At 66.7% G+C, this 20,924-nt stretch carries 17 protein-coding genes; 5 read left to right on the plus strand and 12 right to left on the minus strand.

Going from position 1 to position 20,924, the window contains the following annotated elements; all coding sequences use genetic code 11:
* Window positions 1-7 precede the first annotated feature (7 nt).
* The 6 genes from truA to leuC form a co-directional block, all read right to left on the minus strand.
* The gene (gene truA / locus ACS8Y6_RS10945) at window positions 8-787 is read right to left on the minus strand and encodes a tRNA pseudouridine(38-40) synthase TruA (RefSeq protein WP_440848394.1); all 780 of its coding nucleotides are present in this window, start codon (window positions 785-787) and stop codon (window positions 8-10) included.
* A 33-nt stretch (window positions 788-820) separates the two neighbouring features.
* Entirely contained in the window at window positions 821-3,070 is a 2,250-nt protein-coding gene (locus ACS8Y6_RS10950; protein ID WP_440855558.1) for a FimV/HubP family polar landmark protein, read from the minus strand.
* A 150-nt stretch (window positions 3,071-3,220) separates the two neighbouring features.
* Entirely contained in the window at window positions 3,221-4,297 is a 1,077-nt protein-coding gene (gene leuB, locus ACS8Y6_RS10955; RefSeq protein ID WP_440849966.1) for a 3-isopropylmalate dehydrogenase, read from the minus strand.
* Window positions 4,298-4,441: 144 nt separating this feature from the next.
* A complete protein-coding gene (gene leuD / locus ACS8Y6_RS10960; RefSeq protein WP_440849965.1) occupies window positions 4,442-5,086 on the minus strand; it encodes a 3-isopropylmalate dehydratase small subunit in 645 nt (214 codons plus the stop codon).
* Window positions 5,087-5,099: 13 nt separating this feature from the next.
* Window positions 5,100-5,888, minus strand: coding sequence for a class I SAM-dependent methyltransferase (locus tag ACS8Y6_RS10965; protein WP_440849964.1), 789 nt, complete (start codon window positions 5,886-5,888; stop codon window positions 5,100-5,102).
* Window positions 5,885-7,294 carry a 3-isopropylmalate dehydratase large subunit gene (gene leuC / locus ACS8Y6_RS10970; RefSeq protein ID WP_440849963.1) on the minus strand — a complete coding sequence of 470 codons (1,410 nt, stop codon included), beginning with the start codon at window positions 7,292-7,294 and terminating at the stop codon, window positions 5,885-5,887. Before leuC ends, ACS8Y6_RS10965 begins: the two co-directional genes overlap by 4 nt.
* A 106-nt stretch (window positions 7,295-7,400) precedes the next feature.
* Here leuC and ACS8Y6_RS10975 point away from each other — a divergent pair, with 106 nt between their 5' ends.
* Window positions 7,401-8,285: a LysR family transcriptional regulator gene (locus ACS8Y6_RS10975; RefSeq protein WP_440855585.1), complete on the plus strand. Its 885-nt coding sequence runs from the start codon at window positions 7,401-7,403 to the stop codon at window positions 8,283-8,285.
* On the opposite strand, the gene ACS8Y6_RS10980 is transcribed toward ACS8Y6_RS10975, so the two are convergent.
* The 3 genes from ACS8Y6_RS10980 to prmB all read right to left on the minus strand — a co-directional run bounded on the left by ACS8Y6_RS10980 (window position 8,273) and on the right by prmB (window position 11,377).
* Window positions 8,273-9,235 (minus strand): L,D-transpeptidase Cds6 family protein, encoded by a 963-nt coding sequence (locus ACS8Y6_RS10980; protein ID WP_440849962.1) that lies wholly within the window; start codon window positions 9,233-9,235, stop codon window positions 8,273-8,275. The genes ACS8Y6_RS10975 and ACS8Y6_RS10980 overlap by 13 nt on opposite strands.
* 86 nt (window positions 9,236-9,321) lie before the next feature.
* Window positions 9,322-10,425, minus strand: a complete 1,104-nt coding sequence (gene aroC / locus ACS8Y6_RS10985) for a chorismate synthase (RefSeq protein ID WP_440849961.1) — start codon at window positions 10,423-10,425, stop codon at window positions 9,322-9,324.
* A 4-nt stretch (window positions 10,426-10,429) separates the two neighbouring features.
* Window positions 10,430-11,377 (minus strand): 50S ribosomal protein L3 N(5)-glutamine methyltransferase, encoded by a 948-nt coding sequence (prmB, locus tag ACS8Y6_RS10990; protein WP_440855559.1) that lies wholly within the window; start codon window positions 11,375-11,377, stop codon window positions 10,430-10,432.
* A gap of 165 nt (window positions 11,378-11,542) precedes the next feature.
* Between prmB and asd the strand changes: the two genes are divergently transcribed.
* A complete protein-coding gene (asd, locus tag ACS8Y6_RS10995) occupies window positions 11,543-12,436 on the plus strand; it encodes an archaetidylserine decarboxylase (RefSeq protein ID WP_440849959.1) in 894 nt (297 codons plus the stop codon).
* 9 nt (window positions 12,437-12,445) lie between these two features.
* Here asd and epmA read toward each other — a convergent pair whose 3' ends face one another.
* Window positions 12,446-13,396 (minus strand): EF-P lysine aminoacylase EpmA, encoded by a 951-nt coding sequence (epmA, locus tag ACS8Y6_RS11000; protein ID WP_440849958.1) that lies wholly within the window; start codon window positions 13,394-13,396, stop codon window positions 12,446-12,448.
* 7 nt (window positions 13,397-13,403) lie between these two features.
* Window positions 13,404-13,976, minus strand: coding sequence for an elongation factor P (gene efp, locus ACS8Y6_RS11005; RefSeq protein WP_109994755.1), 573 nt, complete (start codon window positions 13,974-13,976; stop codon window positions 13,404-13,406).
* A 116-nt stretch (window positions 13,977-14,092) separates the two neighbouring features.
* On the opposite strand from efp, the gene epmB reads away from it, so the two are divergent.
* Both epmB and ACS8Y6_RS11015 read left to right on the plus strand, forming a co-directional pair.
* A complete protein-coding gene (gene epmB, locus ACS8Y6_RS11010) occupies window positions 14,093-15,181 on the plus strand; it encodes an EF-P beta-lysylation protein EpmB (RefSeq protein ID WP_440855560.1) in 1,089 nt (362 codons plus the stop codon).
* A gap of 5 nt (window positions 15,182-15,186) precedes the next feature.
* Entirely contained in the window at window positions 15,187-17,241 is a 2,055-nt protein-coding gene (locus ACS8Y6_RS11015; protein WP_440849956.1) for an EAL domain-containing protein, read from the plus strand.
* Between the two features lie 57 nt (window positions 17,242-17,298).
* On the opposite strand, the gene parC is transcribed toward ACS8Y6_RS11015, so the two are convergent.
* Window positions 17,299-19,521: a DNA topoisomerase IV subunit A gene (gene parC, locus ACS8Y6_RS11020; RefSeq protein ID WP_440849955.1), complete on the minus strand. Its 2,223-nt coding sequence runs from the start codon at window positions 19,519-19,521 to the stop codon at window positions 17,299-17,301.
* 656 nt (window positions 19,522-20,177) lie between these two features.
* Here parC and ACS8Y6_RS11025 point away from each other — a divergent pair.
* Window positions 20,178-20,870, plus strand: coding sequence for a PEP-CTERM sorting domain-containing protein (locus tag ACS8Y6_RS11025; RefSeq protein ID WP_440855561.1), 693 nt, complete (start codon window positions 20,178-20,180; stop codon window positions 20,868-20,870).
* Window positions 20,871-20,924: the final 54 nt, after the last annotated feature.

The raw sequence follows: 20,924 nt of genomic DNA on the forward strand, positions 1-20,924 counted from the left end.
TATCATTTTACCAGCCCGCGTCATCGAGGGGCGGTTCGGGCAATTGAATATCTTCGGGATAATGCACGCGCCGCAGCGATAAACCCGCCGCTGGCGCGGTCATGCCGGCGCGGCGCCGATCCCGGCCGCCCAGCAACTCGCCCACCCATGCCGGCGCCGCCTCGCCGCGCCCGACCACGGCCAGCGTGCCGGCAATGTTACGCACCATGTGATGCAGGAATGCATTGGCCCGCACGTCGATGCGCACCCAGTCGCCGAGACGGGTGACGCTGACATGATGTACTTGGCGAACCGGGCTCTTGGCCTGACAGCCCGCGGCGCGAAACGCGCTGAAGTCGTGCCGGCCGACGAGTGCCTGCGCTGCGGCGTGCATGGCCTCGTGGTCCAGGCGTTTGTGCACGTGCCAGACACGATTGCGCCAGAGCGCCGACGGCGCATCGCGATCGATGATCCAGTAGCGGTAATCGCGAGCAATCGCATGGAAGCGGGCATGAAAGGTTTCCGGCACGGGCACGAACCACTGCGGCGCGATATCGTCGGCCAACCAGCGATTGCTGCCCAGCAGCCAGCTGCGATCGCGACGCTCGGCCCGGGTGTCGAAATGCACGATCTGGCCCTGCGCATGCACCCCGCTGTCGGTGCGTCCGCTGCAAATGGTGCGGATCGGCTCATCGGCCACCTTCGATAATGCCGCCTCGAGGCTGTCCTGCACGCTGGGCGCATGCGGCTGGCTCTGCCAGCCGCTGTACGCGGAACCGTCGTATTCAATGCAGGCGGCCCAGCGCATCAGGCGGCCCCGCCCCGAGCAGGTCCATGCCGCTCAGGAATCGAGGCGCTCGAGCAGTCGCTCGGCCTCGTCGCGCTGGGCGTCGTCGCCCCGCGTTCGCACATCGACAAGCAGCTCGCGGGCGGCGGCGCTGTCTTCCATGTCAAGGTACATTCGGGCGAGATCGAGACGGATCTCCACGCTGTCGTTCGGGTCATCGTCGGTCGGCCCAGCGGTCTCGGAAGGCGGATCGTACAGGTCGAACCCGCCGGGATCGATCATTTCGAGACCATAGGGATCGGGGCGGCCTGCAGCCGGCGTGGCGCCGCGGGTCTCGCCGGGCACATCGGTAGCGGGTCCGCTGTCGGCATCGAAATCCAGCCCCGGCGCCCCGTCCGCGCCCAGATCGTGCTCACGCGCCCCGGTCTCCGGCAGCGATTGCGTCTCGAAGGCCAGGGCCTCGATTTCTTCGTTCGTGGCCGGGCGGCGATGCGCCAGCAGGTCGCGATGAGCGGGCGCCGCTGCCGCAACCGGTTCGAAACGCATCGCGGGATCAGGCGCCCGCGCTGACTCGGCGGCGGCAGGGGTGGACTCGGCGCCCGGCTCGGCCGGTTCATCCGCGCCCGCCCGATCGCCGCGCCCGCCCGGCGAAGACGCGCCGGCGCGTTCCGGCCGCGGCATGTCCCGATCCGCGCTGGCAGCCGGCGTTGCCGGGCGTTCCGGCTCAGGTTCCGGCTCCCGTTCGGGTTCCGGCGCCGGCCTGGGCGTCCGGACCGCCGTTGACGCCACTTCGCCCGGCCCGGCGGTATCGCGGCGGGCGGCTTCGCGGGCGACTGCGGGATCCGCCGTCGCACCGGCCGGCTCCGCATGCGCCGCCGCATCATCCGCAGCCGGTGGCACCTGCTCACGCTCGAGCGTGACCGGCTTGTATCCGCGTTCGCGCAGACGCCGCAGCACCCACCCGATCAACACCAACAACAGCAGGAACAACAACACATTGCGCGGCGACAGCCAGACGTCACCGCCGGCCTGGGCCACGTCGCCCGGCGGCGGGGATGCAACGCGCGGCGGATGGGCAGCGCGGCTGCCGCCGGATGAATCGGTCGCCGGCTCGGGGTTCGGCTTGGACTTGGATTTCGACTTGGATTTCGACTTGGATTCGGGCGCGGGTTTCGGCTTCGGACTGCCGTTCATGGATGCGGCCGCCGGGGCCGTTGCAGTCGACGCGGCATTGCCGGCTGGCGTGGCGCCCGAGCCCGCGCTGGACGCTACCGGCGCCGACGCCGTGGCCTGGCCACCCGGGCTCGCCTGCGGCGTCGGCCATGGCGCCGCGGACGGCAGGCTCAGTTGGCCGAAGGGTCCGGCCGGCGTCGTTTTCGCGCCGGCCGGTGTGGCTTTTGCTGGCGCGGGCGGCGTCTTTGCTTCGGCTTTGCTCGCACTCGTGGCCCCGGGCGCGGCATTGGCATCCGGGGACTGCAGCGCCGCTGGCGGCGCTTCGCCACTCGCCGCCAGCTTGGGTGAATTATCGGCACCGCCGCGCCCGGCGGCGTTGTGGCGCGCCCGAGCATTCTGCAAGCGCTGCTGCGCCGTGCCGGCGTTCACGGCGCGAATGCGCTCGGCGCCCGGAATGGTCAGTCGCGCGTCCTGCAATAGCGCCGCCATACCGCCATTGAAGGCGGATGGATTGGCCCGGTAAATCGCCAGCATGGTCTGCGCGATCGTCGCCCCGGGCGGCGTGTGGCCCGCGGCGATCGACCAGAGGGTTTCACCGGCACGCACCTCGTGACGGGACGCGCGGCCCGTGGCGGCACTCGCGCCGGCGGCGGATGTCGCCGCCCGGACCGCCGACGTCGCACCGGGCGCCGGCGACGACGCCGCATTCGCCTCGGGCGCCGGATTGAGCAGGGCGGTGTATTCGCGCAGCGCGCTGCCGCTACCCGAGTCCACTTGCAGCAGAAAATCCACGAACGGCTCGCTCACCGGGCGATTCGTGGCGATATGCACTGTCGCGCGATGGCCGCCCGGACTCATCTTGGTATCGACCTTGAGGCGGTCGACCGCGCTGCTTCGGCGGATGCCGAAACGCTGGAACATGGCCGGCGGCGCGATACCGACGTCGAGCGACGCGCGCTCGGCGGCATCGATATCCTTCAACACCACCGTGGCGTCGAGCGGCTGATTGAGGTGCGAGTGCACCGTGAGTGCCCCGAATTCGAGGGCGAACGCGGATGAGGCATACCCTGCCGCCGCAATACTCGCGGCGATCAGACCGCATCGGATAGCTCGATCGATGAAAACGGCCACGCCGTATGCAACCCCCTGTTTACTCCCCGCGGCCAACGCGGCCCGGCCGCCCGCCCGATCACTGTTATCGGCAGACAGGGACGGCGCTCAAGCGCCGCGCCCAGGTCGCGGGCCGATGCGATGCGCCCGCCGCCTGGCTATCCGGCCGGCTCAGCGTAGCATATCGACGATCGCGCCCCCCATCTCCCGGGTGCTGGCAATCTGGGTTTCATCGTCCATGATGTCGCGGGTGCGAAGCCCTCGGTCGAGCGCATAACCGACCGCCGCCTCCACCTTGTCGGCCAGGTCGCGGCGATCCAGCGTATAGCGCAGCATCATCGCCACCGACAGGATGATTGCCAGCGGATTGGCCAGCCCCTGCCCGGCGATGTCGGGCGCGCTACCGTGCACCGGCTCGTACAGCCCCTTGCCGTGGGCATCCATCGATGCCGAGGGCAGCATGCCGATCGAGCCGGTGAGCATGGCCGCAGCATCGGAGAGAATATCGCCGAACAGGTTGCTGGTGACCACCGTGTCGAACTGCTTGGGCGCACGCACGAGCTGCATGGCGGCGTTGTCGACATACATATGCGAGAGCTCGACGTCCTCGTACTCGCTGGCGAGTTCGTTCATCACATCGCGCCACAACTGCGAGACATCCAGCACGTTGGCCTTGTCGACGCTGCACAGGCGATGGCCACGCGCGCGCGCGGTCTCGAACGCCGCCCGGCCGATGCGCTCGATCTCGGCTTCGTTGTAGCGCAGCGTGTTCCAGGCCTCGCGCAGACCGGCTTCGGTGCGGCCGGAACCCGCCGGCGTGCCGAAATAGATGCCGCCGGTCAGCTCGCGCACAATCATGATATCGAGCCCCGACACCATCTCCGGCTTGAGCGCCGAGGCATGCGCGAGTTGGGGATAGAGAATGGCCGGCCGCAGGTTGGCGAACAGGCCGAGTTCGCGGCGCAGCCGCAACAGTCCGGACTCCGGCCGCATGGCGCGCTCGAGGTTGTCCCAGGCGGGCCCGCCGATCGCACCGAACAACACGGCGTCGGCCTCGCGCGCGGCGGCCAGCGACGACTCGGGCAACGGGTCGCCCTCGACATCGATCGCAGCCCCGCCGACCAGCGCCTCATCCAGCTCGATGTCGAGCCCGTGATCGGCGGCCAGCACTTCGAGCACGCGCACCGCTTCGCGACAGATTTCGGGGCCGACGCCGTCGCCGGGCATTACCAGAATGCGTGAGGTCATGACAATCCTTGTTCAGCTTTCGTCGGATATATCCGAGAAGACAAAAGCGGTCCGCAAATGAACGCCAACGAACGCAAATTAAAAGTCGTACAACACGGAATTTGCGTTAATTCGCGTTCATTTGCGGACGTTTTCAATAAACGATTACAACTCGCGAAAGAGCCAGGGCTTTTCGGCCGCGCGCTGTTGTTCGTACGCGCGAATCGCGTCTTCGTGCTGCAGTGTCAGGCCGATGTCGTCGAGGCCTTCGAGCATGTTCTTGCGGCGATAGCCCTCGACCTCGAAAGCGTAGACGGAGTCGTCGGGCAGGCTGATCCGCTGCTCGACCAGATCGACGCGAGCCCGCAGGCCGCCGGTCGCGTGGGCTGCCTGAAACAGCGCGTCGACCTGCTCCGCGGCCAGCGCGATCGGCAGCACGCCGTTCTTGAAACAGTTGTTGTAGAAGATATCGGCGAAGCTGGGCGCGATCACGCAGCGAATGCCGAAATCCTCCAGCGCCCACACCGCATGCTCGCGCGAGGAACCACAGCCGAAATTCTCGCGCGCCAGCAGGATCGAGGCGTCGCGGAACGGTTCCTTGTTGAGGATGAAGTCCGGGTTTTCGCGCCGGTCGGCGATATCCACGTCCAGGCCGCCGGCATCCAGATAACGCCAGTCATCGAACAGATACTGGCCGAAACCGGTGCGGCGGATGGATTTCAGGTACTGCTTGGGGATGATGGCGTCGGTATCGATGTTGGCGCGATCCAGCGGCGCGACCAACCCTTCGTGAATGGTGAATGCCTGCATGATGAGAATCCTCTTACACGGGTTTGCGGGCGACAAAGCGCAGCCGCACGTACGGGGCGACCCACTGGCCGTCGTGGTGGCGCAGCTCGCCGGCCAGGCGTGCGCGCACCGCGGCGACGTAATCGTCGCGCGCCCGGCCTTCGGCAAAGGCGGTCACGAACGGGCGCGCCAGCGTGGTCAGCCAGTCGGCCACGTCGCCCGGCAACTGGGTGGGCCGCTCGAAACTGTGCGAGCGCTCGATATGAAAGCCGGCGGTGGCGAGCCGGTCGAGATAGGTCGTCTCGCTCGGGAAATACCACGGATCGAGCGTATCCGGGTCGATCCCGCGTGCATCGGCCTCGGCGCGCAGCGCGGCCCGGATGGGGGCGATATTGCCGGCGCCGCCCATCTCGGCCACGAAGCGCCCACCCGGCTTCAGGCGCGCGAACACGCCGTCGATGACGGCCTGCGGATCGTCTCGCATCCAGTGCAGCGCGGCGTTCGAGAACACGGCATCGAAGGCCCGGTCGAGCTCGGGCACCGTATCCAGGCTCTGGCCGTCGGCGACGACCGCCGCCAACCCCCGGGCCCGCGCCGCGGCCACCATCGCCGGGCTGCCGTCGGCGCCGACCACTTCGGCACCGGTCTCGGCCAGGCGTTCGCTGAGCGCGCCATCGCCGCAGCCCAGATCCAGGATCTGCTCGCCCGCGACCGGCGCCAGCCACGCCACCAGATCCGCCGCCAGATGGGCGACGAAACGGGCATTGCGGCCGTAATCCTCGGCCCGCCAACCGCCGGCGTTGATTTCAGCCGTCTCGCTCATGCCGTGACATCCAGCTCGCGAATATCCACGAAATGGCCATGAACCGCGGCGGCGGCCGCCATGGCCGGGCTGACCAGATGGGTCCGGCCGCCCTTGCCCTGGCGCCCTTCGAAGTTGCGGTTCGAGGTCGAGGCACAACGCTCGCCCGGCAGCAGGTTGTCGTCGTTCATGCCCAGGCACATCGAGCAGCCGGCGTCGCGCCATTCGAATCCGGCGGCCTTGAAGATCGCGTCCAGACCTTCTTTTTCGGCCTGGGCCTTCACCAGCCCGGAACCCGGCACGACCATCGCCAGTTCAATGTTCGGCGCGATCCGGCGGCCTTCCAGATACTTCGCGGCCACGCGCAGATCCTCGATGCGCGCGTTGGTACAGGAGCCGATGAATATCTTGTCCAGCATGATCTCGGTAATCGGCACGCCGGGCGTCAGATCCATGTAGTCGAGCGCGGCGCGCCAGCCTTCATTCTGACCCGCGCGCGGCGCGCTGTCCGGCTCGGGCACACGGTCGGTGACGGGGGCGACCATCTCCGGCGACGTGCCCCAGGTGACCTGCGGCGCGATCTTGGCGGCATCCAGCACCACCACCTGATCGTATTCGGCGCCCTCGTCGGAAACCAGCGCGCGCCAGTAGGCTTCCGCCGCCGGCCATTGCTGTTCATCCGGCGCATAGGGGCGCCCGCGCATATAGTCGATGGTGGTGTCGTCGACGGCGACCATGCCGGCGCGCGCACCCGCCTCGATCGACATGTTGCAGATCGTCATGCGGCCTTCCATCGACAGCGCGCGAATCGCCTCGCCACCGTACTCGATGACATGACCGGTACCGCCCGCCGTGCCGATCTTGCCGATGATGGCGAGCATGATGTCCTTGGCCGAAATGCCGGGTGCCACCTGCCCGTCCACGCGCACCAGCATGGTCTTGGAGCGCGACTGCGGCAGCGTCTGGGTCGCCAGCACATGCTCGACCTCGGACGTGCCGATGCCGAAGGCCAGCGCGCCGAAGGCGCCGTGGGTGGCGGTATGCGAGTCGCCGCAGACGATGGTCATGCCGGGCTGGGTCGCCCCCTGCTCCGGGCCGATGATGTGCACGATGCCCTGGCGCCGGTCGCCCATGCCGAACAGGCGCACGCCGAAATCGTTGCAGTTGACCTGCAGCGCCTCGACCTGGGCGCGCGAGATCGGGTCGGCGATACCGCCGTCGCGATGAGTGGTCGGGACGTTGTGGTCCGGCACCGCCAGGTTGGCACTCGAACGCCAGATATCGCGATGCGCCAGGCGCAGGCCCTCGAAGGCCTGGGGCGAGGTCACCTCATGCACCATGTGCCGGTCGATATACAGCAGGGCATTGCCCGCTTCCTCGCGGACGACGTGTTCATCCCAGATCTTTTCGTACAGCGTGCGGGCCATGAGCGCATCTCGTTGCTTGAGCTTGCGTGGAGTCTAGGCGCGGCCTATCGATTACTCAAATGAATAATTTTTCGTGCAGCATTCCAATCCGGAATACAATGCCGGCATGCGTATCGATGCATTGCAGGCCTTCGTGGCCGTGGCCGAGCTGGGTTCTTTTCAGGACGCCGGGCACCGCTTGCATCTGAGCCAGCCGGCGGTGAGCAAACGCATCGCCGCGCTGGAAACCGAACTCGGCCATCGTCTGTTCGATCGCGTGGGTCGCGGCATCGGGCTGACCGAGGCGGGACGCGCCTACCTGCCGCATGCCCGCGAGACGCTGGCCGCGGTCGCGGACGGTGATCGGGCGCTGGATAATCTTGCCGCGCAGGTCGCGGGCACACTCGAACTGGCGGTGTCGCACCATGTCGGCATGCACCGCATGCCCGAGGTGCTGCGGGCATTCGTGGCGCGCTATCCGGATGTGGCTCCCCAGATCGAGTTCGCCGATTCGGAGCAGGCCTGCCAGCGCGTGGTCAACGGCGAATCGGAACTCGCCCTGATCACGTTGCCGGTCAAGCCCCATCGGACGCTGATCGCCCGCACCATCTGGCACGACCCGCTTGCCATTTATGCCGGCATCGACCACCCGCTGGCCCGGCGTGCGGCCATTCCATTAGCGGCACTGGTGCGTTATCCCGCGGTGCTGCCGCCGCCGGACAGCTATACTCATCGGATCATCGAATCCGCCCTGGCCGAGCACGGCGTCGCGGTGACTGCGCGCATGACCAGCCATTCGCTGGAAACCCTGCGCATGCTCGCGGACGTGGGTCTGGGCTGGACGGTCCTGCCCGAGGCCATGCCGCATCGGCTGGTGCCGCTGGCACTGCCCCGACTGCGGATGCATCGTGAGCTGGGTGTCATGCGGCATCCACAGCGGCACCTGTCGAACGCAGCGCGCGCGTTGCTCACCATGCTGGAAGCCGAAGCCGGGGGCGCTCAGCTCTCCTGACGGATACGCCAGGCCCCATCCTCACGCACGAACACCATGTGCCGGGTGGCATCGCGTTCGTTGCCCGCGGCACGATAATGCTCCCGGAAGGTGGCCCGGGCGCGATTCGCGCTGTCCGCCGTCACCCGAATATCGGACACGCTCACATCCACCGATTTCGGCCGGGTCACCCGCGCACGCTGCTGGCGAATCCACTGTGCGCGGCTGATCTTGCCCTGCGGTTGATAGTCGTCACTGTATGTCGCCAGGTAAGCCGACAGATCCTGTTGCGACCACGCATTTGCCCAGTGCGACAACACCCGATCGATGGCCTGCCTGGGCGGACCCGAAGCCGGCTTTTCGGCCACGCTATGGCCGCTGCCGCTCGCTGCCGCGGCATCCGCCGGCGTGGCGGCGCCCGGCGTTGCCGAAACCGGGTTCGGTTGGGCCGCGCTCGGCAAGGCGGGAACCAGCTGTTCCAGTGCGCTGCGGCGACGATTCATGGCCTCGGCGCTCGCGCCCTGCTGCTGCGCGCGCCGATAGGCCGCGCTGGCCAACGCCACATAGACATCGCCGAGATTCTCCTCGGCAACGGCGTAACCCGGCTCGGCTGCGATCGCATGGTCCAGCGCGTCGCGTGCCTTGTCGAGCCGGCCCTGACGGGCATAGAGCACGCCGAGGTTGTTCCACACGCGTGCACGCTGCGGATACTCAGTCGACAACTTGCGATAGAGATCGATCGCATGGGGTGCATCGCCGGTTCGCGCCAGCGCCATGGCGTGCAGGAACTGCGCCTGCCGGTCGTCGGGATGGTCGGCCAGGCGGGCGTTCGTTGCTTCCAGCGCCTGCACGGCCTGACCGTTCGACAGCTCATGACCGACCGCGGCCGGATTCCAATCGTCTGCCGCCGCCACCGCTGACCCAGCCGCCAATACGGCGATACAGGTAATACTCGAAAACCACTTTTTCACGCGATGCCCCCAGCCGCTAACCCTTGGCGCATCCTAGCCGGCCCGCGTCGCCACGCAAAGCCCCACGCTCGGTGATATCAGGTGGTCTAGAACATCGGCCCGCCACCCAGGGGCGCCATCGGCGGCGCGACGTCGGCGTTCTGCCCGCGATGGCGAAGCGCATGGTCGAGCAGCGTGATGGCGAGCATCGCTTCGGCGATCGGCGCCGCGCGCAGCCCCACACAGGGATCGTGCCGTCCGGTGGTCCGCATCTGTGTCGCCTGGCCGGCCGTGTCGACGGTATCGCCCGGGATGGTGATGCTGGAGGTGGGCTTCAGCGCCATGCTGGCGCGAATCGCCTGGCCGCTGGAAATACCGCCCTGGATACCGCCGGAATGATTGCTGGCGAAACCGTCCGGGTTCATTTCATCGCGGTGTTCCGATCCGCGCATGGCGACGACGTCGAAACCGTCGCCGATCTCCACACCCTTGACGGCATTGATGCTCATCAGTGCCTTGGCGATATCGGCATCCAGCCGGTCGAACACCGGTTCGCCCCAACCTGCCGGCACGCCGGTGGCCACGACATCGATACGCGCGCCGATGGAGTCGCCATCGCGCCGCAACTGGTTGATATAGGCCTCCAGTTCGGGCACGCGATCCGGTTCGGCGCAGAAAAACGGGTTGTCGTTGGCCGCGGCGAGATCGGTGCAGCCGAGACGAATACCACCCATCTGCGCCAGGTACCCCTGGATGGCGATGCCCCAGCGCTCGGCCAGGACCCGGCGGGCGATCGCGCCGGCCGCCACGCGCACCGCGGTTTCGCGCGCCGAGGAACGCCCGCCGCCACGATAATCGCGAATGCCGTATTTCTGCAGATAGGCGTAGTCGGCATGATTCGGCCGGAACACGTCCTTGATCTTGGAATAATCGCGCGAGCGCTGATCGGTATTCTCGATGATGATCGCGATCGGCGTGCCGGTGGTCACGCCTTCGAATACGCCGGAGACGATGCGCGCCTCGTCGGCTTCGCGGCGCTGGGTCACATAGCGCGACGTACCGGGCTTGCGCCGGTCGAGATCGCGCTGCAGCAGCGCCTCGTCGACCGCCACGCCGGGCGGGCAGCCGTCGATCACGCAACCGATCGCCGGTCCGTGCGATTCGCCGAACGAGGTGACGGTGAACTGCTGGCCCCAGGTATTGCCTGCCATGCGATTACGCCCCCACCTGCTGTGCTTCGACCCAGGCGGCGAGGTCTTCGGCCTCGACCGCGCCCACGCCCATGCCGCCGCGCGCCAGATCGATCCAGGTAACCGGCAGGTCCGGGTAGCGCTGTTCCAGCAGGAACGCCGATGCGCCCACCTCCATGATCAACAGGCCATCCTCGGTCAGGTAATCGGGCGCGCCGAACAGGATGCGCTCGACCAGGGTCAGGTCGTCGGCGTCGCCATGGAAGGCGAAACCCGGTTCGTGAAGAAACTCCGGATCGAGGCCGGACCATTCATCCCGCGTGACGTACGGCGGATTGGTCACGATCAGGTCGAACCGCTGCGCTTCCAGCCCGTCGAACAGGTCGGCCCGCACCAGTTGCACCTGCGGTCCGGTGTCGTGCTTGTCGCAGTTGATCGCGGCCACTTCCAGCGCATCGTCACTGGCGTCGGTTGCCACGACCTGCGCATCGGGGAAGGCGTAGGCACAGGCGATCGCGATCGCGCCGCAGCCCGTGCACAGATCCAGCACCGCCAACGGCTCGCGGTGCCCGAGCCACGGCTGGAAGCCCTGCTCGATCAATTCGGCGATCGGCGAACGCGGCACGATGACGCGCTCGTCGACGAAGAACTCCATCTCCGCGAACCAAGCGCGGCCGGTGATATAGGGCGCGGGCAGCCGTGTTTCGATCCGGCGCTCGATGACCGCGATCACGCGCTCGCGCTCGCTCGGCATGAGCACGGACTCGAGATACGCATCAGGCAGCCCCGGATCCAGATCCAGATCCAGCGCATCCAGCACCAGATGCGCGGCCTCGTCGATCGCATTGTCGCTGCCGTGGCCGAACGATAGATCGGCCGCCACGAAGCGCGATGCGCCCCAGCGGATGTAATCGACGATGCGCGTCAGGGTCGCGGCGATCTCGGACGCCGGTTCGGCGGTGTCGCTAGCCATAGTCTCACTCGCGGGCCCGGGCCCGCTCCTGTCGGTGGCACGACGCGCGACCGGTATCGCGCGTCATTCTCAATCGGGAACAGCGGGCTAGGATAAACCAGATCGCCTGTGTTGCGGCGTTGCGCTAGGGTGACGGCTCGCTCCGCTGTCGTTTCCCGCTTGACCATGCCCAATGTCCCGGTTCGCTTCACCGATCGCCTGTTCGCCGTTGCGCTGGCGCTGTTACCCACGCGCGCCATCTCGCATCTGGCGTTTGTCATCGCCGAGATCCGGCTGCCACGGATCAAGAACGCGCTGATCCGAGGCTTTCTGCGCGCCTATCCGGCGATCGACATGAGCGAAGCGGCCGAGCCGGAACCGACGCAATATGCCTGCTTCAACGATTTTTTCACGCGCGAACTCGCTGCCGATGTGCGGCCGTTACCGGCCGACGACCACACACTCGCCTGCCCCGTCGACGGCCAGCTCGGCATGTTCGGGGCGATCGAGACCGGCCGCCTGTTCCAGACCAAGGGCGTGGCCTACGACCTGCGGCAACTGGTGGCCGGCGACGACAGTCTTGCCGCCGCTTTTCTCGGCGGCCGCTATGTCACGCTGTATCTCGCGCCGCACGATTATCATCGGGTACACATGCCGCTGGACGGCCGGCTGCGCGAGACACGCTATATACCCGGGCGCCTGTTCGGCGTGAACCCGCGCTGCGTGCGCGCCATCCCGCGGCTGTTCTCGCGCAACGAACGCCTGGTGAGCTGCTTCGATACCGCGGTCGGGCCAGTGGCCGTGGTGATGGTCGGGGCCTTCATCGTCGGTGGCATCCACACCCGCGCCGCCGGGCGCATCTGCCCGCCTCATCAAAAGGCCCGCCGCCACACCAGCTATATCGATGCCGGCCAGACCGAACACCGCTACGGCCGCGGCGATCCGATGGGGCATTTCATGCTGGGGTCGAGTGTGATCGTGCTGACCGGGCCTGACGCGGTGGACTTCGATCCCGAACTGACGGCCGGCCAGCCGGTGCGTCTCAACCAGTCGCTCGGACAACTCGTGCCGGGCGCCTGACACGCCGGATCAGCGCCCGCTGGCGAATGGCAGAACCGGGGCGATCGCGTCGACACCCTGCAACAACGCCAGCAACCGGTCGATCCCGAGCGCGACGCCGGCGCAGGGCGGCAGTCCCGCGCGCATCGCCGCCAGCAAGGCCTCGTCGACCGGCGGCACCGGGCTGCCCTGCGCGACGCGCGCGTCCTGCTCGCGCTGCATGCGCTGCCCGGCCAGGGCGGCGTCCGCCAGTTCGCGCGCGCCGTTGGCGAGTTCGACGCCCTGCCAGAAGCATTCGAACCGCAGCGCCTGACGCGCATCGTCCGGATCGCTGGCCACCAGCACGGCGTCGTCGGCCGGGAAATGCGTCACCAGCTCGGCGCCGTCGCGGCCCAGCGTCGGCTGTACGCAGGTCGCCATGAGCAGATCGAGCCAGAACACGCGCCCGGCCTCGGCCCCCATGCCACCCGGGGCAACGCCCTGGGCGGCCGCGCAGTCGGCAAGTGCGCGGGCGTCGGCCACCAGCGGATCGAGGCCGAGCGCCTCGCGGAACACGGCGCGATAGGTACGCGCCGGCCGGCCCGCGGGCACGCCCAGCCGACGCAGCAGCGCGGCGAGCCGGGCCATCGCCGCGCCCATGTCCTCGTCGACGCCGTACCACTCGAGCATGGTGAACTCGGGATTGTGCCAGCGCCCGGTCTCCCCGGCGCGAAAGACATGCCCGAGCTGATACAACGAGCCGGCACCCTCGGCCAGCAGACGCTTGAGCGCATGCTCGGGCGACGGCACGAGATAGCCCGCACCCGCGACTGCCAGGCATTCCAGCGCGCGCTCGCTCGGTGCGGCCGCCGACAGCACGGGCGTATCCACTTCCAGCAGCCCGTGCTCGGCCATGAAGACACGAATATCGGCGAGCAACCGCGCCCGCGCCGCCAGCGCGCCCGGGGCGAGCCCCGAGCGCCAGCGGCCATCGTGGCTCATGCGGGTCTCAGCTTTCGTTGGCGCGCGAGACGTACTCACCCTTGCGGGTATCGATGCGCAGGGTCTCGCCTTCTTCGATAAACAACGGCACCTGGACCACCGCGCCCGTTTCCAGCGTGGCCGGCTTGGAACCGCCCGAGGAGGTGTTGCCGCGCACGCCCGGATCGGTCTCGGTGACCTGCAGGACGACGAAGTTGGGCGCATCCACCTGCAGCGGCACACCGTTCCACAGCGTGACATCGCAGCTGTCCTGGGGCTTGAGCCACTTGGCGGCATCGCCGACCGCGGCTTCGCTGGCCTGGTACTGCTCGAACGTGTTCGGTTCCATGAAATGGAAGAACTCACCATCGTGGTACAGGAACTGAAGATCGAGGTTGAACACGTCGGCCGCCTCGACCGAATCGCCCGACTTGAAGGTGCGCTCGACCGTGCGATTGGTCTTGAGGTTGCGCACCTTCACGCGATTGAAAGCCTGGCCCTTGCCGGGCTTGACGAATTCGTTCTCGACGATGGTGTACGGGTCGCCGTCGAGGATGATCTTCAGGCCGCCCTTGAACTGGTTGGTGGAAAACTGCGCCATAAAACGAAACTCCAAGGCTGGAATGCGTCGCGCCGGCATGCGCGGCGCCCCGGTCTCAAGAATCCGTCGTCAGGCCGTGCGGCACGGGCTGACGACAGCCTCTATACTGGTTCGATATGAGCACACGCCCCGCGCCATCACGGATTACGCCGCTGATCGAGCCGCGCAGTCTATCGTATCGCAGCGGTGGCTGGCAGCAGGCCATGCGTGACGCCATCACCGACGTCGATACGCTGTTTGCCGAACTCGACCTGCCGGCCGAGTACAAGCCCGCGGCCCGACGTGCCGCCGCTCTGTTCGATCTGCGCGTACCGCGCGGCTATGTCGCGCGCATGCGCCGCGGCGACATCGCCGACCCCCTGCTGCGCCAGGTTCTGCCGCTGCACGCCGAGTGCCACGATCCGCCCGGTTTCGTCGACGATGCGGTGGGCGACAATTCGAGCGCCGTCGGCGATGGGCTGCTGCACAAATACCACGGCCGGGCGCTGCTGGTGACCACCGGCGCCTGTGCCGTGCATTGCCGCTATTGCTTTCGCCGGCACTTCGATTACAGCGCCCAACATGCGGGCGGCTCGCATACCGAGGCCGCGCTGGCGCGCATCGCCGCGGACCCGAGCATTACCGAAGTGATCCTGTCAGGCGGCGATCCGCTATCGCTGTCGAATGCGCGGCTGGACGCACTCGGGGCGCGACTGGATGCCATCGACCATGTCCGGCGACTACGCATACATACGCGCACACCCGTTGTGCTGCCCGAACGCGTGGATGACGGGCTGCTCGCATGGTTCGCCGCACGCCGCGCGCGAACGGTGGTCGTGTTGCATGTCAATCACGCGGCTGAACTTTCCTTCGAAGTTGCCGATATGGCTCGTGCGATCGCGGGTACCGGCGCCGTACCGCTCAATCAGGCCGTGTTGCTCGCCGGCGTCAACGACGACGCCGACACGCTCGCGGATTTGAGTCTGGCGCTCTTCGATGCCGGTGTTATGCCTTATTATCTGCACCTGCTTGATCGCGTTCGCGGAACCCATCATTTCGAGGTGCCGGAATCGCGTGCGGTCGTGTTGATGCAGGCGCTTGCCGCACGCTTGCCGGGCTACCTGGTACCGAAGCTGGCGCGCGAGGGCGCGGGCGACGATGCCAAGAGCGTACTTGGCGTGCCGGCACGGGCACGGCATGCTGGGTCCAGGGGACAAGGGGACTGATACCGATGGCCATTGCCGACGCAACCAACGCACATCGATCGAATGCAAGCAACGACAGGGCCGACGCCAATGCACTGATCGCGGTGATTGGCGACGATGACGCCACCAGCCGGCGACTGGCCGCTCGCCTGCAGACGCTTTCGCCGCGGGATTGGGCGACCCACCGGTTTGACGACTTCGATACCGCCGCGAGCCAGGTGCATCCGCCGGTGGCCCTGCTCGCCCTGGTCTGCCGCGACGGCGACCGCTTCGATACCGCGACGCTGATTCAGCGCGTGGAACACGTCGGCAGCGTCCCGCTGCTGGTGGCGGGCACCGAGGTGCGTCTGCCGCCCCGCGGCGCCTGCGTGCGCGCCGGCGTCTGTCAGCGCATCGATATCGACGAGGATGCGGAATTGATCGACGCCCGGCTGTCGCGCGCGGTGGATCTGGCCATCGACCGGCGCCGCCTGGCCGAGTTCGAGCAACAGAGCGAGGGCGCGAGAGCCCGCCTCGACGGGGGCACGCTGGTCGGGGTGACGCCGCATTTCGCCGACCTGATCGGGGCCGAGTCCGCCGCGGCCATCAACGGGCAAGCGCTCGGCAGCTGGCTGTCCAAGACCGACGCGGCGCGCCTGTCCGCCGCCCAGGCGCGCCTGAACGACTCCCACCGGCCGGCCGGGCGCGGCGTGATCCTGCGCCGCGCCAGCGCTGGCGCCACGCATCCGCTGTCCGCGCATCTGTATACCGGTGCCGATCGCAGCCAGTGGCTGTCGCTGGCACCGATCGAGACGACCAGCATGCCGGTTCTGGGCGCGAGCCCCATTGCCGACGCGCGCATGGCGCTGCATCGACACCTGGCCAGCATCAGCCGCTGGTCCGACAGCGGTCGCCTGCGCGGTCTGGTGTTCGTGGCCCTCGACGGCGTGCCGGCACTGCAACAGCAATTCGGCCTCGCGAGCACCGATGAATTGCTCGAGGAGGTCAGCCTGTTCCTGATCGACAACCTGGCCGATACCGACCGCTGCTTCCGCTTCGCCGTGGGCGAATACGTTCTGTCGATCGAACGCGGGGCGCCGGCCGATGTTTCAGCCATGGCGGAAACCCTGGTACGCACCATCGGCGACACCGAGTTCGGCGGTCATCATCGCTCGGTGCATGTCACGGCCAGCGTGTCCGCCATCATGCTCGGGGCGGAATCCACCGCCAACGATCGTCGGCTGCAACAACTGGTCGACACCGGATATCGCCTGCGGGAGACCGGCGGCGACGCGTTTCGCGAATGCGAAGGCGATCCGATGGCGGACGCACAGGCCGGCTCGGACGCCTGGCAGAGCCGGCTGGAACAGGCGCTCGCCTCGGATCGTTTCCGGCTGGCATTCCAGACCGTGACCAGCCTGGCCGGCGACCAGCGTCGTTACTACGACGTGCTGCTGCGCTACGTCGACGATCACGACGGCATGATCATGCCTGGCAACTTCCTGCCGGCCGCCGAGCAGGCCGGCCTGATGCCCGAGATCGATCGCTGGGTGACCCGGCGCGCGGCGCGCGTGATCGCCGAACAGGCCGCCCGCGACGTCGAACTCGCGCTGTTCGTCAAACTGTCGAGCGCCACGCTCGACAGCGCGCAGACATTCATCCAGTGGCTGGCAGAGGACGAGGCCATGGCCGCGATCGATCACCAGCAGATCATATTCTGCGTGCGTGAATCGGACGCGCGCTCACACGTGGCCGCGACGCGTCGCCTGGCCGCCGAACTCGACCGTCAGACTTATCGTTTTGCGCTGACGCATTTCGGCGAGTCGAGCAGCCATGCGGCGATGCTCGAAAACCTCACGCTGTCGTTCATCAAACTGGCACCGGCGTTTGCGCGCCAGCTGGCGGAACAGAACAGCGAGGATGCGCGTCTGCAGCGGGTCGTCGATTTCGCCCGCGAGCACCGCGTGCCGCTCATCGCCGAGCATATCGAGGATGCCGCCAGCATGGCACGCCTGTGGCAGGCAGGCGTCAACTACGTCCAGGGCCACTTCATTCAGGAGCCGGACCCGGCGGCGCTACAGCATGGCGAAACCATCGGCTGATCGCGCTTTCGGGGGCGCGGGCCGAGCCGGCCGACGGCCGGCATCGCCCGGAGGTTCTCAGCCCTGACGCGACAGGCGCTGGACCTGTGTGAAGCCACGTGGCAGACGCTTGCCGCGCGAAGCCCGCGGGCCGCGATAGGGATCGCGTTCGGCGGGTTTGAGCGTCATGTGGCGCTTGCCGCTGTGGATCACCAATGTCTGGTCGCCGGATACCGCCTGAATCGCGATCACGGCCTCACCGGCCTTGAGCGCAATCAGCTTGTTGCCCTTGCCCTTGGCGAGCTGCGGCAGCTCCTCGAGTGACAGGCACAGCAATTGGCCGGCGGTGGTCACCACGCAGACCTCCGGGTCATCGCCCGCGACCGTCGTCGGCGCCAGCGCCGTCGCCCCCTTGCCCGGCGTGAGCGTGGCCTTGCCCGATTTCTGCCGACTCGCCATATCCGCCAGTCGCGTGGCGAAGCCGTTACCCGCCGTCGACGCCAGCACGCAGAGCAGATCCCCGCCGCCGATTGCCAGACCCACGAAGCGCGCCCCGTCGGCTGGCGACAGCGAGCCGGTGAGCGGCTCACCCTGGCCACGCGCCGACGGCAACCTGTGCGCGGCGAGACTGTAACTGCGTCCGGCCGAGTCGAGCACGATCAGCTTGTCGTTCGAGCGGCCCGCCGCATCGGCCAGGTATTCGTCGCCGGTTCGATAGTTCATGCCCATGGCGTCGACATCGTGGCCCTTGGCCGAGCGGATCCAGCCCTCGCGCGACAACACCACCGTGATGTTCTCGCTGGGCACGAGATCGGCCTCCGACAGTGCCCTGGCCTGATGGCGTTCGACCAGCGCGCTGCGGCGATCGTCGCCGTACTGCTCGGCATCGGCGGTGAGTTCGTCGGCAATCAGCTGGTTGAGTTTCGCCCGGGAGCCCAGCGTGGCCTCGAGATCGGCGCGCTCGGCCGCGAGCTCTTCCTGCTCGCCGCGGATCTTGAACTCCTCGAGTTTCATCAAGTGCCGCAGACGCAGGTTGAGGATCGCGTCTGCCTGCACGTCGGTGATTGCGAAGCGAGCCATCATCACCGGCTTGGGTTGATCCTCGGTGCGGATGATGTGAATGACGTCGTCGATGTTGAGATACGCAACCAGCAGGCCTTCGAGGATGTGTAACCGGTCGGTGACCGCCTTCAGGCGATGTTCCAGACGCCGCGTGACCGTGGTCGTGCGATAGATCAGCCATTCGGACAACAGATCGCGCAGATTCTTGACCCGCGGCGCACCGTCCAGCCCGATCACGTTGAGGTTCACGCGTACATTCTTCTCGAGCCCGGTGGTAGCGAACAGATGCGCCATCATCGCCTCGATGTCCACGCGGTTGCTGCGCGGCACGATCACCAGCCGGGTCGGATTCTCGTGATCGGATTCGTCGCGCAGATCGGAGACCATCGGCAGCTTCTTGGCCGTCATCTGGCCCGCGACCTGTTCCAGCACCTTGGCGCCCGAGGTCTGGTAGGGCAACTCGTTGATCACGACTTCGCCGGATTCGATCGTGTACGTCGCGCGCACGCGCACCTGGCCGTTGCCGGTGGCATACATCTGGCGAATGTCGGCGGCCGAAGTGATGATTTCGGCACCGGTCGGGAAATCCGGCGCCGGCATGTGCGCCATCAGCGCGTCGAGATCGGCATCCGGGTTGTTCAGCAGATGGATCGTGGCCGCGGCGACCTCGCGGATGTTGTGCGGCGGGATATCCGTCGCCATGCCGACCGCGATCCCGGTGCCGCCATTCAGCAGCACGTTCGGCAGGCGCGCCGGCAGGGTTTCGGGCTCATCCAGCGTGCCGTCGAAATTCGGCCGCCAGTCGACCGTGCCCTGGCCGAGTTCGGACAACAACGTCGCCGCATAGGCGGTCAGGCGCGATTCGGTGTAGCGCATGGCCGCGAACGATTTCGGATCGTCCGCCGTGCCCCAGTTGCCCTGGCCGTCGACCAGCGGATAACGATAAGTGAACGGCTGGGCCATGATCACCATGGCCTCGTAGCAGGCCGAGTCGCCGTGCGGATGGAACTTGCCGATCACGTCGCCGACCGTGCGCGCCGCTTTCTTCGGCTTGGACGCCGCCGACAGGCCGAGCTCGCTCATGGCATAGACGATGCGCCGCTGCACCGGCTTCAGGCCGTCGCCCACGTGCGGCAAGGCGCGATCGAGGATGACGTACATCGCATAATCGAGATACGCCTTTTCGGCAAAGGCGTTGAGCGGCAGGCGCTCGCTGTCGTGTTCGAAGGTCGTGGCCATCGTGCCTCGCTGGCGAATCGTTCCCCGGGGGGCCGACGGTATGCCGGCCTCAGGAACAGTATCAGGCCGCAGCAAGGTACCCGCCGAACCACACACACGGCAAGCCGGGATCGCACGCCGGCCGTCCCGGTGGCGATGTTTGCAGATCGTGGTTCACGACACGTCGCGCCGCCGGCCCGGGGCAGAACACGGGCGAGCCGCCGCGCCTTGCCGGGACGATGCCAGCGCTTTTGCCGGCTCAGCTTCGCTTCGAGCGCACCAAAGACATCGCGCTGCTCGGTCCCAGCGACGCGTACAAGGCTCATATACCCACCCGGAGTCCCCGGATAGATCGGACCCGGATCAGTCGGCCGTGATAACGCGGGTTGAGGTTGAAACACGGGCTCGGCTACGGCCTGCCTGTCGTATTTGCTGACACGCCGATTTCACCGATGCCCAACAGATGTATCTGTTTTTTTATTTATATTTAATGAGTATTACATATTTAATACAGCTCTTTGCGTCGAAAAACAATACATCTTTAATTGCCGACGCCTGCGATTAAAGTTGTTAATACAGTTATATTTCAATCGCTTAAATATTATGGCATGCACCTTGTAATCGCAACAAAAGAAAACACACCCAAAGCCGAAACGCGCCCTAAAAGGTTCACGATTATGTCTTTTTTACGTTATACTTGCTTCTCAGTCGCCATTTCAACTTTTACAGCATTTACTTCGGCGCACGCCGCATATCTTGGCTATGGCAGCCAGCTGGACGCCGATGGCGTGCCGACCAGCCGGGTTGCCGCCGCTACCCGCATCGATTTCAACGACGCCAGTAATCTTTGCGATCCAGCCAGCTGTGATTCGACGGCCATCTACGCGAACGACGGCAGCTTCCGGCAGAGCTATCGACCGACCGGCGATAACACCGTGTTTGCCTCCGTTTCGCCTTCATACAGTCCGGCAAGCCCGGCGGCCAAGCTCGACCTGCAGTCATCGAACAATTACTTCGGCCTGTACTGGGGCAGCCTCAACGCTGGCGACACAATCACGTTTCGCTACAACGACACGTCCGTCGCCTCGTTCAACGGCACGGCGATCGCCGGGGCGACCGACGACAGCCTCTATGTAAACTTCTTTGACCTGCCGACGTTCAACGCCGTCGAGTTCCGGAATAACAACAATTTCAGTAACAGCGATTTAGGCGACTACTTGAACTGGTCGAATTTCGCTTTCGACAACGTCGCTTACGGCAACGTCGCCGATGTGCCAGAGCCCGGCTCGCTGGCAATGTTCGGCCTGGGCCTGCTGTTTATGGTCGGCCGCATCGGTCTCCGTCGACGCTACCGGCAACCAGGCTTCTAGGGTCCGACTTATATGTGTCTTATCGCATGAGCGCGAGATATCTGCGTGCCGACC

The sequence above is a fragment of the Salinisphaera sp. RV14 genome (assembly GCF_052044135.1).
GTDB lineage: Bacteria > Pseudomonadota > Gammaproteobacteria > Nevskiales > Salinisphaeraceae > Salinisphaera.

Bases quoted from the DNA above. Each gene is read 5' to 3' on its own strand.
- epmA (WP_440849958.1), bottom strand. From the start codon at position 13,396: ATGAGCCACGATGGCCGCTGGCGCTCGGGGCTCGCCCCGGGCGCGCTG.
- efp (WP_109994755.1), bottom strand. From the start codon at position 13,976: ATGGCGCAGTTTTCCACCAACCAGTTCAAGGGCGGCCTGAAGATCATC.
- leuD (WP_440849965.1), bottom strand. From the start codon at position 5,086: ATGCAGGCATTCACCATTCACGAAGGGTTGGTCGCGCCGCTGGATCGC.
- aroC (WP_440849961.1), bottom strand. From the start codon at position 10,425: ATGGCAGGCAATACCTGGGGCCAGCAGTTCACCGTCACCTCGTTCGGC.
- ACS8Y6_RS10965 (WP_440849964.1), bottom strand. From the start codon at position 5,888: ATGAGCGAGACGGCTGAAATCAACGCCGGCGGTTGGCGGGCCGAGGAT.
- ACS8Y6_RS10975 (WP_440855585.1), top strand. From the start codon at position 7,401: ATGCGTATCGATGCATTGCAGGCCTTCGTGGCCGTGGCCGAGCTGGGT.
- ACS8Y6_RS11015 (WP_440849956.1), top strand. From the start codon at position 15,187: ATGGCCATTGCCGACGCAACCAACGCACATCGATCGAATGCAAGCAAC.
- leuC (WP_440849963.1), bottom strand. From the start codon at position 7,294: ATGGCCCGCACGCTGTACGAAAAGATCTGGGATGAACACGTCGTCCGC.
- ACS8Y6_RS11025 (WP_440855561.1), top strand. From the start codon at position 20,178: ATGTCTTTTTTACGTTATACTTGCTTCTCAGTCGCCATTTCAACTTTT.
- epmB (WP_440855560.1), top strand. From the start codon at position 14,093: ATGAGCACACGCCCCGCGCCATCACGGATTACGCCGCTGATCGAGCCG.
- parC (WP_440849955.1), bottom strand. From the start codon at position 19,521: ATGGCCACGACCTTCGAACACGACAGCGAGCGCCTGCCGCTCAACGCC.
- truA (WP_440848394.1), bottom strand. From the start codon at position 787: ATGCGCTGGGCCGCCTGCATTGAATACGACGGTTCCGCGTACAGCGGC.
- prmB (WP_440855559.1), bottom strand. From the start codon at position 11,377: ATGGCTAGCGACACCGCCGAACCGGCGTCCGAGATCGCCGCGACCCTG.
- leuB (WP_440849966.1), bottom strand. From the start codon at position 4,297: ATGACCTCACGCATTCTGGTAATGCCCGGCGACGGCGTCGGCCCCGAA.
- asd (WP_440849959.1), top strand. From the start codon at position 11,543: ATGCCCAATGTCCCGGTTCGCTTCACCGATCGCCTGTTCGCCGTTGCG.